The sequence below is a fragment of the Leptolyngbya sp. 7M genome, from assembly GCF_018128485.1.
The window spans coordinates 883,931-896,282 of record NZ_CP070897.1 but is presented as its reverse complement, the minus strand read 5'-3'; the positions used below and the strand labels follow the sequence as shown (position 1 = coordinate 896,282).

Sequence of the window (12,352 nt, the reverse complement as noted above, 5' to 3'; positions counted from 1 at the left end):
TGTTTTCATGCGAGAGAGTTTTGTAGCGGCAATATTTAAACACCAGGCCGCTTTCGGAATACAGTTGTCTCAAGACAAGGTTACTGCGCTTGCCGATCACTACGATCTAGTTATAGAAGACAATGATAGGCTCCATCTTGTCGCTCCGTGTTCGCCTGATGAATTTGCCACGAGGCACGTCTTAGAGTCGCTTACGTTGCTCAAATTCCTGCCAGAGAATACCCGGATAGTGGATGTTGGCACAGGATCCGGCCTTCCGCTGATCCCTTGTCTTATCGTTCGTCCGGATCTTTTTGGTTATCTGATCGAATCAAAACAAAAGAAAGCCGCATTTTTGGACAATGTGGTAACTCGGTGTGGTCTGTCTGATCGAGCTGAGGTCATAAATAAACAATTCGCGGAAGTTCAACGTCCTGACGTATCGTTTGTTACATGCCGAGCGTTGGATAAATTTACTGAGAAGCTTACGCAGATCCTAAAGTGGTCGGGGGATGCTAAGCTTCTGCTATTTGGTGGCCCTGCACTCCGTGATGCGATGAACGCTAAGGGCATACGTGTAGAAACAATATTATTGCCGCTATCCGAACAGCGATATTTGCTTGTGTCCGAGTCTTAATATGAGTGCGCGCCTGAGCATCATTAGCAGTTGAATAGTCCTCAAAGATTTCATGTCTTCGGAACCAAATCTGGAATACGTGCATCAAACTCGCAAAAAGGAGAAAGAACAATGAACATTCGAAACGGGAACAACGCAGCCCGATTATCTACATTCCTTGTGTTGATCTTCTGTCTAATGGTCGGCCAAGTCGCTGCGCAGGGCGAGTTGGAGCAATTAAAGACAAAAGCCGGCGACCTGATGAAGGAAAGTAAGATGACCGAGGCCGTCCCGGTGCTGGAGCGTATTCTTGAACTGGATCCACGAGATGCGAATGCCTATGAACTTCTTGGAACGGCTCTTCTTGGGCTCGCGGTCAATACAAATGACGCCGAAGAGAAGAAGCGGCTCCGCCTTGCCGCTCGCCAATCTTTTGTTAAGGCCAGGGACCTCGGCAATGATACGAACTTTGTAAAGGCGATGATCGGCAGTCTTCCGATGGATGGAAGTGAGGGACGATCATTCTCAGATGTCCCCAGATCGCATGCGCTGACCTATGCGGGCGAACAGGCCTTCACCCAAGGCAAGATCGATGAAGCGCTCGATCTTTACAAGCAGGCGCTTGAGGCGGATCCGACGAATTATTATGCCGCTCTTTTTAGCGGGGATATGTACCTGAAAAAGAATGACTTTAAGAATGCCGAGATCTGGTATCAGAAAGCGATAGTGATCGATCCTTACATTGAGACAGCATATCGTTATTCCGCAACGCCGCTTATGCGGCAGGGGAAATACGCTGAGGCGCGTGATCGATATATCGAGGCATGGATAACAGAGCCATACAGCCGATTTGCATTGAATGGGATCATCCAATGGGGGCAGGTGACTAACACGCCTCTCGGCCATCCGCGTATCGACGTACCTGAAACAGAGATAGGGCCGGACGGTAAACCCACGACCAAGATAAATGTGGATCCACTTGCTAACGATGGGTCGATGGCTTGGATAGCTTATTTTTCGACACGTGAAACCTGGAAGAAAGACAAATTTACTGCTGCATTTCCGAAAGAGAATAGCTATCGCCATACCCTTATGGAAGAGGCAGAAGCACTTCGGGCTGTCGTGAAAATGGCCACAGCTATGAAACCGAAGCAACTTAATCCTCAGATCGAGATGCTTTCGAAGTTGGATAATGATGGGCTTCTTGAAGCTTTTATACTCTTAGCAAGGGCCGATGAGGGGATCGTTCAGGACCACGCCGGCTACCTTAGATCTAACAAAGAAAAACTACGAAGCTACGTTGTAAAGTATGTGATCGGGTCCGGGAAATAGTGTGAACGGGCCGGTAAGCGAGAGCGGTCTAAGCGTAATGGTTTATTGCCGACAGCTACGAATAAGTAACGGGCGTTATCTTGTTTCGAGATCATATTCACGAAGCCGTCGATAAAGTGTCGATGGCGAGATGCCGAGAAGTTCGGCAGTTTTCCCGCGATGCCAGCCAGTGCGTTCGAGTGCGCTGATTATCTGCTGGCGTTCAACATCTCGCAGATTTGTCGATCCGGTATTATGGAAAGCCCCGATGCTTGCAGAAGATGCGCCATTGTAGCTCACCGAAACGTTGCTTGGAAGCTCTATTTTATGGAGGACTTCAGGGGGAAGTTCCTTGATCGTGATGCGTCCATTATCCGCAAGCAATGAAGCACGCTCCAGACAATTGCGGAGTTGCCGCACGTTGCCTGGCCAGGAGTACGCAGTTATTGCTTCGATCACAGGTGGGGTAAGTTCCGGCGGCTCCGCACCGCCGACCTGTTTAAGCAAATGATGGGCGACCGGTTCGATATCCTCTCGGCGTTCACGCAGCGGCGGAATATGGATCGAAAAGCTGTTTATACGATAGAGAAGATCGGCGCGAAATGTATTTTCTGCAACCGCCAAGCTCGGATCTCGGTTTGTTGCCGCGATAAGCCTAACATCAACTTCGACCTTCTTCACACCGCCAACGCGGAAAAAAGTTCCGGTTTCCAATGCACGAAGCAGTTTTGACTGAAGCTGATGTGGCATTTCCATTATCTCGTCAAGGAAAAGCGTCCCGCCATCGGCTAGTTCAAGAAGTCCAAGTTTTCGCGTTCGTGCACCAGAAAAAGCCCCAGCCTCATGTCCGAAAAGCTCGGATTCAAGAAGCGTGTCCTGAAGAGCGGCACAATTAAGATCGATGAAAGCCTTTCCGGCACGTGGACTAAACCGATGTATTGCCTGTGCTACCAGTTCTTTTCCTGTCCCAGATTCGCCGGTTATCAGCACAGAAGTTTCAGACGGAGCGACACGATGAACCAAGCGAAGAACCTCTTTCATTTGAGGCGATTCGGAAATAATGTCCGGAGTCGAACGGGTTGAGCGTGCGATCTGGGCTCGGAGACGAGTATTATCCAACTTAAGCTGTTTTTTCTCTGCCGCCTGTGCGACGAGTGCGGCGAGTTCGGCGATCCGATAAGGCTTTGTAAGGTAATCGTATGCACCGAGTTTCATCGACTCAATAGCGGTCTCGATCGAGCCTTGTCCAGTCAGCATTATCACTTCCGGCGGATTTTGTCCCTTTTCGCGTATCCGGCGAAGAAGCCCCATTCCGTCGAGGCGCGGCATATTGATATCACAAAGTAGGACATCAAAGTCACGCGATTCGAGTATTTCCCACGCCGCATGTCCGTCTGCGGCGGTCTCAACTTCATGGCCCTTTCTGGTCATCTCTTTTTGAATGACCAATCTAAGGTTTCTCTCGTCGTCTACTACTAGGAGTTTTGCCATAGTTCATTTCTCAGTGGGAGATAAGCTTTTTTGAAGATCACCTGATCGACCTAGGTCGCTCTATTACAACACGTCGATCAGTCAACTATCGGAAGCGAAATTGTGAAGGTCGTTCCCGAACCAGGGTTCGATCTAACGCTCAGCCGGCCTCCGTGGTCCGTAATTATTCCGTAACAGACCGCCAGTCCGAGACCTGTTCCTTTGCCAACTTCTTTGGTGGTAAAAAAGGGCTCGAAGATCTTCGAGAGGTCCTCAGCTGCGATGCCAACACCTGTGTCCTGTACCTCGATCGAAACTCGGCGTCCATTGGTCGTGGCCTGAAATGTTAGGGTGCCTCCTTCGGGCATCGCATCGATCGCATTTGTCGCAAGGGCGATCAATGCCTGCTGTATCTGCCCCCCATCGGCATTGATCATTGGAAGGTTATCTTCAGCGTCAACTTTTATTTCAACTCTGTTACTTCGGTTCTGATGCGAGATCAGGTTGACTGAAGATCGAATTATTTCGCTGACATCTATCGGATGCCGATCGCCGGTCCTTGATCGGCTGAAATCCAGCAGTCCGGTAGTTATTGACTTGCAGCGGAAAGCTTCGTTCTTGATAAGTTCCAGGTATTCATTCAGGTCATCCTCTGCGTCGGAGCCTGCGAACGCGCCCTCTTCGAGTCGCTGCTCTAGTGCTTCTGCGCAGGCAGAGATCGTTGCTAACGGATTATTGATCTCATGCACCACACCCGCAGCGAGCCGCCCGACAGCGGCAAGTTTGTCTGCCCGGCCAACAGCATGGATCGCCTCAACGCGCATCGTAACATCTTCACCAACGGTTATTACGTGACTTACTTCGCCCGTTTCCGGGTCGAACATCGGTATTTTGCTTACAAGCCAATGCTTGGTCGAACCATCCTCTGCGATCGTCTGCTGTTCAATGCGTTCGATCTTTCCGGTGCGGAAAGCCCGCTCAAATTCCTGCCGGACCTTTCCTTCGGGGTAACGTGCAAGTACTTGGAAAACATTTCTGCCAACCGCCTCATCCCGAGCGATGCCCTGAGTGCCGATCTCGCGATGACGATTCCAGGTTACGATCCGATAATCGCGATCTACGACATAAATAGAAACTGGAAGTGCGTCAAGCACGGCCTCGGTGAATCTACGATGTTCTTCACGAGCACGAGTTATGGTCCTATTGATCGCAGACTCATAATGGGCGGAAAGATTCACGCTCATTGCAGCCATGGTAGTAGCCGCCTCGATCAGGCTTCCTTTAGATTCGGTGAAATCCTGTTTTCGGGCAAAGCCGGCGATAATCGCACCCTTAGTCTCCCCATTAATGTGTAGCGGAGAAACGTATTCAAGACGATGCCGCGCCGAAGTAAGCAGGAATTTATCGGGGTCCTCTTCGCAATAGCCGATCTGGGGTGGCAGCAGTTCGAACCATTTTTCGAACCGTTGTTTCTCCAGATAGTGTGTTTCAAGTTCTCCTTTCCGATCGAACCCACAACTTACGACACCGATATTATCTAGTTCCGCGACAAAAACACATTGGTCCGCATCAACACCGGCACGGATCGCACTAGCGACGCGCAAGGCTACCTTCCGCGGATGGATCATGAAAAGCAGGCTTCTGCCGAGTTCTGAGATGAACTTCAGCTCAACCGTAGTTTCCGGCTCCTGGACCACGTGAGGAAATTGCCTGAGAGGCCGCTTAGCTGCGACGGGAAGTGTCATTCTAGAGGATCGATGCCCCGTGGGAGGTCATCTACGAAGTATCTTGAAAATCAATGGAAGGAAGTTCTGAAGGGAAATTCCCGAAAATCCCTACAACCATTAAATAGGTTTTAACGAAATTTGTCAATGAAAATCAGGGATATGCGTTACATTGCCGCTGGCCGGATCTGTCGTTTTAATTTTTCCCAGATATCTTCATCCGTACCGAATCCATATAGCCAAATGGCGTCTTTCTCACGTCTGAACCACGTCAATTGTCGCTTCGCATAATTTCTTACATCCTGTTGGGTTTTTTCGATAGCGCTTTCAAGTGAGCGTTCACCGCGAAGATACTCACAAACGCGCCGATAGCCATGTGCTCCGAGGGCACTTCCCTCAGGAGAAATTCCTTCATTAAGTAGTGCCATCACTTCATTTACAAGACCATTCTGAAAATGATGCCTGGTCCGTGAATTTATTTTCTGATAAAGGATCTCACGCGGCGGATGCAAAACGAAGAGCCGGATACGACCCGAAAATTCGGGAGCGGCTGACCTATTCGGCTGCTTTTTTGATATAGGTTCGCCAGTTTGGAAGAAAACCTCCAATGCACGGATCACACGGACAGAATCATTCGGGAACAATTTTTCAGCCGCAGCGGGGTCGAGCCGCCTCAGCATACGGTAAAGGTGATGGACACCTCGGCTCTTAGCCATCGCTTGCAGTCTCTGGCGTAAAGCCGGGTCGGTCTTTGGGCTATCGAAAAGCGGGACTCGGAGAGTTCGAAGATAGAAACCGGTACCGCCGACCAGAATCGGAACTTTTGCTCGGGATTCGATCTCCAAGATCTTGTTAGTTGCGTCGCGCGCCCAATCTGCAGCTGTGTATTTTATGTTGGGATCAACATAGTCGATAAGGTGATGCGGAATGCCCTCCATTTCCTCGATCGATGGTTTTGCCGTGGCGATCCTGATCTTTTGATAGATCTGGACAGAATCGAAATTGATGACCTCGCCGCCAACATATTTCGCGAGCCGCACGCCGAGAGCGGTTTTGCCGGAACATGTCGGGCCGGAGATCGCAAAGATCGGCTTATCATTTCGGATCATTCTCGGCGTTAATTTTTCTTGATCTGATATATTGTCGGACCTGTTACGATCATTTTAGCTCGAAAAGCTGTACAGGATTAATTTTGAACTGCATCATCTTTGCTGTTTCTCGACCGCCATCTCCGCCCTTACGTTGTAGTGTGATCCTGCCAATGCGTAGATTTCCGCTCCGTGTGATCTCGACCGGCCCCTCGGAGAAGAAGTTTATCGCTACATTCGATGGGACTAGTTTCCATTCATCTTTACCGGCGATCTTCCAAGCGACCATGAACCAATCTGCCCGCCCATCTCCTTCTCCTTTGATGACATCCGCAGCGATACGCTCTTTTTTGCTTCTGAAGAAATCTAAGACCGCTCTTTGGCGGTCATCTGCAAGTTCATTAAGAAACATACGATCTTGTCGCTTCGACACGCCGACGGGAAGGTCTTCACCAAGAAACAGGCGGAGGGCTGAAACAACATTATCTGGCATATCCCACATTCGTGCATATTGCCTGAGCCATCGTTTATCTATTTGATTGAAACCGTTCGCGGTGCTGACGAGCTTGATCGATATGCCGTGTCGATAGGTCGGACCATCTGCATCACTAACAAGAACGACAACGTCAGCTTTCTGGCCGTTGGGCTTGAAGGCGACTACATTTCTGATCAATGAATGGTCGTAACCCATTATGCCTAGCCATTCGCGGGCATCTTCATCAGTCCGCCAACCATTGAATTTATCGCGGATCTCGCTTTCATTCCTAAAACCGGCTTTTGCTATCTGTGAACCGCGCTCAACCGCAGATGCCGGCGCTTGCGCCGCAGCCCCGTAGTAAGCAACGCAAACCAGCAGGAAAATGATCGAACGAATGATGACAGCTTTCATTGTACGCCGACCTTTGAGATGAATTCACCAATGCCATTCAAAAGCATCTGAACAGCAACCGTAATAAGGAGCATTCCCATAAGCCTTTCAACCGCGACCAGACCTTTTTCGCCCAAAAAGCGCGCAAAATACCCTGAAAAATAAATTATCACTGCAGATACAGACCATGCTATCAGGACGGCGAGCATCCATTCCGGCCAACGTCCCGGTTCGCGGCTCATCAAGAGTATTGCAGTGGACATCGCGGACGGCCCGACGACATAAGGTATCGCAAGCGGAACGATGAAAGGCTCGCCCTCGACCTCTTCTTGTAGTGAAGCATCGCGACGCGGAAATATCATTTTTAAGGCAATGATCATCAAAATTATACCGCCGGCCGTCGTAAGGGCTGTTTCAGAAAGCTGCAACAAACGAAGAAGGTATTGGCCGAGGAAAAGAAAGCCGATCAAGACCACAAGAGCGATCAGAAGTTCGCGCACCACAACGAATCGCTGTCTGGATACTTCGACCTTCTTTAAAGTGGTCATAAAAAGCGGAATATTCCCAAGCGGATCCATCACCAGGAAAAGCAGTAGTGCAGCAGATAAGGTATCCATACTAAATGATCGCCTTCGGAGACAGGAATATTTGCTTAGAAGCACATCGCGGAAAGTTTAGTATCGCCAAACTAACCTTTTTCTCATAATTTTTGCAAGCCCTTCATAAAGAATCGTTCTTCCCTACATGATAAATGCAGGATCCTGCAATCAAAGGAGCTTGGAGATGGGGCGTATAACACTTTCGATGTTGCTTATTTGGACGTTTGTATTTGTCGGCTGTTCGGTTTCGGATATTTCAGGTTTGGACGGCGCTCCAATAGAACCGGATTTACCTGGAGCTGAGAAACGCGGACTTGAAGCATTCAAGTCAGAGGCCGAACTTAAAGAGTTTCTCGCGACGATCATGCGAAAGCGGAATGACCGCTTAGCAAAGGATTCAGGTTCATCGCAGAATACCGCGGCAAGTTCGCCGGTCGTACAGGAATCCAAAGGGACCACCGCGGATAGCGAATCTGTAACGAATGTACAGCATACCGGTGTGGACGAAGGCGGCATTGTTAAGGTTCACGGAGAGCATCTCGTCATACTGCGGAGAGGCAGGCTCTTTACCGTCCGTATCGGCGACGACACCTTAAGTCCTGTTTCTGCAATAGATGCATTCGGCCCAGACATCGATCCTTCTGGGACGTGGTATGACGAGATGCTGATCTCAGGTGATCGGATCGTGGTCGTTGGTTACAGCTATCAGCGTGGAGGCACAGAAATAGGACTCTTCCGGATCGGGCGAGAAGGGGAACTTGTGTATGAGTCAACCTATCACCTTCGTTCGAACGATTATTATTCGTCGCGAAACTATGCCAGCCGACTTATCGGCCAGAAACTGATCTTTTACACGCCGTCTTATATCCGAACTGATGAACAGGGTTTTGCGAACTCATTGCCTGCGATGAGAAAGTGGCGCAAGGGAGCGACTGCGGCCGATTTTCGCAATATCGCACCCATTAACAGGATCTATCGCGGTGTGATGAATGGAGAATCAATGTATTATCCGGCACTTCACTCGGTAACGGTATGCGATCTTTCGCGACGCCAGCGGTATCTCAAAAAGCCAAAGAACGATGGCGTTTATGTACGTTGGAGTCCAAACGTCGCCTGCTCCGTTGAACGCACTTTCGGTAACTATCGCAAGGCCATAGAATGCGTATCCATAGCCGACGATCCGAAGGCAATCGCTTCCGTAGGCCGCGATATCGGGATCGCGCGTGAATATCCCGACAAGGTTATCGGAAAAAAGGACGAAAAAAAGTCCAACCGACCCGAGCAGGAATGCAGCTGTCCCGCCGGCGATCCAGACCGAACGTTCGGCCCGTTCCGGTTTCCCCGCACCGAGATTTTGTCCGACAAGTGCCGAAGCAGCATTCGCCAGCCCAACGACCGGAAGCAGAAGGAAGATAATTACTCGCAAACCGATCTGGTATCCGGCGATTGCAACGCTGCCAAAAACAGCTATTATGCGGACAAGGACGCTCCAGGTCGCGGTAGTAACCAATAGCTGAAGAACAGCAGTCGCGGAAAGCCGCGTAAGATTCCACAAAAGACGCGGATCGAACTTCCAATGTTCAGCTCGCACCTGCAGCCGCCCATTATCCCGTAGAAAAAGAGCCCAGCCTGCATAAGCCACGCCGGCTCCGCGGCCGATAACAGTCGCAACCGCGGCACCGGTTACGCCGAGTTCGGGAAAAACCCAAACGCCAAAGATAAAAAGCGGATCTAGTATGATATTCAATCCGTTCGCAACTACGAGGACACGCAACGCGATCGCCGCATCACCAGCTCCGCGAAATATGCCATTAAGCAGGAACAGGAAAAGTATCACACCGTTCGTCCCGAGCATGATCCGCATAAATGGCAGCCCGATCGAAACAACGTCTTCGCCCGCTCCGAGCAAGGCGTATATCTGCGGAGCAAAGATCACACCAGCTGCACCCATTATCACGGAAACAAATAAGCCTAGATAGACAACATGCGTTGCGGCACGCGCGGCGCCGTCAAGATCTTTTTCACCAAACCTGCGAGCAACGGTAGCTGTGGCACCGATACTTAATCCGATGGCGACAGCATAGACCAATGCAAGGATGGACTCGGTGAGTCCGACGACCGCCACGGCAGAGGCTCCGAGCTTTGCCACAAAAAAAGTATCAACGATCGCGAAAAGAGCCTCCATCGACATCTCAAGGATCATCGGTATTGCCAGGATCACGAGAGCGATCGGGATGGAGCCTTTCGTGAAGTCGCGTTCGGTGCCGCGAAACGCTTCGCGAAGAATAGAAAAGAATGAGTTTTTCTCGCCCGCTTCTGAGAGCGGACGCACTCCTTCAAAAGACATATAAAACTCCTAACTGTATGAAAACAAAAATAACTATGGCACGGAGCGTGCCGCGAAGACCGAAGAAAGCCGCCGATCAACAGACGATCTCGGTACAGCGAGTGCGGATGTATTAGACAAGCTCGATTTTCATGACCTTACGAATCTAGCACAAAGCCTAAAGGAATACGAAATCAAACACGCCACCTTTGGCCATAAAGTTCGAGGTACTTCGAGCCAGAAGCCTCCAAATTCAAATACGCCCTTCGACATTGATAACGGACATTTCGTTTGTCGGGAATTAGAGCTGACCGCATCTCTTTTGTGCTAATATTCTTCTAATAGGAGATCTATTATGATCAGATGTATCCGTGGCAGCACAGTCTGATAACTCACGCGAAAAGAATTCGAAGAGTGTATCGCCCCGTATCGGCGAAGGCATAGTGATGGACATCGGGACGGGGGACGGTCGCTTTGTGTCCGCAGTTGCCAAGAGCCACCCGAACAAGTTCTTCATCGGCGTGGACGCGAACAGAAAGCCGCTGGATAAGCCAGCGATGCGGGCAACGCGGAAGCCGGCGAAGGGCGGACTTCCGAACGTGATGTTCGTTGAGGCTGCCATCGAGACGCTCCCCGAGGAGTTTGACGGCGTTGCCGACGAGATACACATTCATTTCCCGTGGGGCAGTCTTTTGCGTGCGGTAGCCATCGGCGATACGGAAGCTCTTGCATCGCTTTGCCGGATAGCGGCACGGGATTGTTTGCTTGAGGTCGTTCTTGGTGTTGACGCTGAGCGCGACCGCGCAGAGCTTGAACGGCTCGGCGTTCCGGTACTTTCTCTGATCCTCATCCATTCTTACCTAGTTCCCAAATATCGAAGTGCGGGATTTGAACCGATCGAGATACGTGAATTGCAGAAAAGCGAATGGACAAAGATCGAGAGCAGTTGGGCAAAACGGCTTAGCGCAGGCGATTCGCGGAAGGTATATTTGATGCTGTTTCGGGCCGTGAAACGCGGCTAAGCATACTGTGGCTCTGGGTATTTCTGTAACAGTGTTTCATCTGCGTTTGGGCTTTTATCAGATCATTTGATCTAAGTTGTCGGGATTCATTTATGTACAGTGGACTTTCAAGACGTGAATTCATCCGCGGACTTGGCGGTTCATTTGCCTCTCTGATCTTGGCGGGCAGATCATTGTCAACGCCTTCGGGAACCCCCAGCGCGTTCAAAATGCTCGTTGTAGGTGATTCGCTAATCTGGGGACAGGGACTTCGCGAAGACCAAAAATTCTATTACCTTACGAAAAAATGGATAGAGAGCGAGATCTTGGGAGGCTCGCTGCCGGTCGAGCTAAAGGTTTTGGCTCACTCCGGCTCAACGGTAAAACTTGATCCGGAAGAACGGGCGGCACTAGAAGGAGCTAACAGAACAGGATTTGAGGAACTCCATCCTGAGATAAACGTCTCTTTTCCGACCATAGAGAAGCAGTTTAGAACTGCCGCGGAACACTATGCGGACCCTGAACAAGTGGACCTTATTCTGATCTCCGGCGGCATCCCGGACGTCGGCGTTGCGAAGATAATAAATCCTTTGGAAAGCAATCGACGGCTCCGCGAACGGATCGACCTTTATCTTCGCGGACATTTTCGTGAGGTGCTGCTTGAAGGAGCACGGAAATTTCCTGCAGCGAAGATCGCGGTGATCGGCTATTATCCGATCATCACACGCCACACGCCGATAAAGCGGATCGTAAACGACATCTTAGAATTTTACAATTGGCCGCGTTGGGCAAAGCCGCTCATAAATAATCCTGTTAAAAGAAATCTTTGGCGACTTTGGAAAGGGAAGATGATCGAACGCTCGCGCATTTGGCATCGGGGCTCTGATGAGACATTTCGCGAGATCATAAACGAACTAAACACAAGCTCAGGCCGCGAGCGGGCCATCTTCGTTCCTTCGCCGATCACTGAGAGACAGGCGTTCGGAACGCGTGAATCTCTGCTTTTCACAGCCGGACGCAAAGGCAGGCCTGACGACCCGAAGGGCGAGATCAGACTTCAAGAATGTGCACCCGCGCTAAGGGGACTTCGTAACGAGACGCGCCTAAGGTATCGCACGCGGTTCTGCGAGCTTGCCAGCATCGGACACCCGAATCCGGAAGGTTCGGCCGCGATCGCCCGTTCGATCCGGGAAGGCTTGACTCCTCTACTCTCTGATCAAGCCAAGTGATGTTTGTCCGCTTCAGAGCGACCTTTACGTGTTTTTTCTAAATTAAGTTAACGAAATGACAATAAAGATCGCCTATGGCAGAACACATTCGCAAAGCCTTGGCCAAATTCTGGACAATCTACGACAAACCTGCTTGTCAAA

The 12,352-nt window shown here is 50.3% G+C and carries 10 protein-coding genes; 4 read left to right on the top strand and 6 right to left on the bottom strand.

Translation table 11 applies throughout. The features are described from left to right. Positions 1-64 precede the first annotated feature (64 nt). Complete coding sequence (locus JVX88_RS04230; RefSeq protein ID WP_211626039.1) at positions 65-616, top strand: 16S rRNA (guanine(527)-N(7))-methyltransferase RsmG; 552 nt, start codon at positions 65-67, stop codon at positions 614-616. Between the two features lie 111 nt (positions 617-727). Continuing rightward, positions 728-1,927 carry a tetratricopeptide repeat protein gene (locus tag JVX88_RS04225; protein WP_211626038.1) on the top strand — a complete coding sequence of 400 codons (1,200 nt, stop codon included), beginning with the start codon at positions 728-730 and terminating at the stop codon, positions 1,925-1,927. Between the two features lie 75 nt (positions 1,928-2,002). Here JVX88_RS04225 and JVX88_RS04220 read toward each other — a convergent pair whose 3' ends face one another. The 6 genes from JVX88_RS04220 to JVX88_RS04195 all read right to left on the bottom strand — a co-directional run bounded on the left by JVX88_RS04220 (position 2,003) and on the right by JVX88_RS04195 (position 10,002). After that, positions 2,003-3,397, bottom strand: a complete 1,395-nt coding sequence (locus tag JVX88_RS04220) for a sigma-54-dependent transcriptional regulator (protein ID WP_211626037.1) — start codon at positions 3,395-3,397, stop codon at positions 2,003-2,005. Between the two features lie 77 nt (positions 3,398-3,474). Beyond that, on the bottom strand, positions 3,475-5,121 hold the full coding sequence (locus JVX88_RS04215; protein WP_211626036.1) for a two-component system sensor histidine kinase NtrB: 1,647 nt from the start codon (positions 5,119-5,121) through the stop codon (positions 3,475-3,477). Positions 5,122-5,267: 146 nt separating this feature from the next. Then, complete coding sequence (gene miaA / locus JVX88_RS04210; protein WP_211626035.1) at positions 5,268-6,209, bottom strand: tRNA (adenosine(37)-N6)-dimethylallyltransferase MiaA; 942 nt, start codon at positions 6,207-6,209, stop codon at positions 5,268-5,270. 49 nt (positions 6,210-6,258) lie between these two features. Next, a complete protein-coding gene (locus JVX88_RS04205; RefSeq protein ID WP_211626034.1) occupies positions 6,259-7,077 on the bottom strand; it encodes a hypothetical protein in 819 nt (272 codons plus the stop codon). Beyond that, on the bottom strand, positions 7,074-7,673 hold the full coding sequence (locus JVX88_RS04200; RefSeq protein WP_211626033.1) for a MarC family protein: 600 nt from the start codon (positions 7,671-7,673) through the stop codon (positions 7,074-7,076). The genes JVX88_RS04205 and JVX88_RS04200 overlap by 4 nt, the downstream gene beginning before the upstream one ends. 979 nt (positions 7,674-8,652) lie before the next feature. Then, a complete protein-coding gene (locus JVX88_RS04195) occupies positions 8,653-10,002 on the bottom strand; it encodes an MATE family efflux transporter (protein WP_211626032.1) in 1,350 nt (449 codons plus the stop codon). A gap of 350 nt (positions 10,003-10,352) precedes the next feature. Between JVX88_RS04195 and JVX88_RS04190 the strand changes: the two genes are divergently transcribed. Both JVX88_RS04190 and JVX88_RS04185 read left to right on the top strand, forming a co-directional pair. Continuing rightward, entirely contained in the window at positions 10,353-11,003 is a 651-nt protein-coding gene (locus tag JVX88_RS04190) for a methyltransferase domain-containing protein (protein WP_211626030.1), read from the top strand. Positions 11,004-11,095: 92 nt separating this feature from the next. Continuing rightward, a complete protein-coding gene (locus tag JVX88_RS04185; protein ID WP_211626028.1) occupies positions 11,096-12,211 on the top strand; it encodes a hypothetical protein in 1,116 nt (371 codons plus the stop codon). The last annotated feature ends 141 nt before the right edge of the window (positions 12,212-12,352 follow it).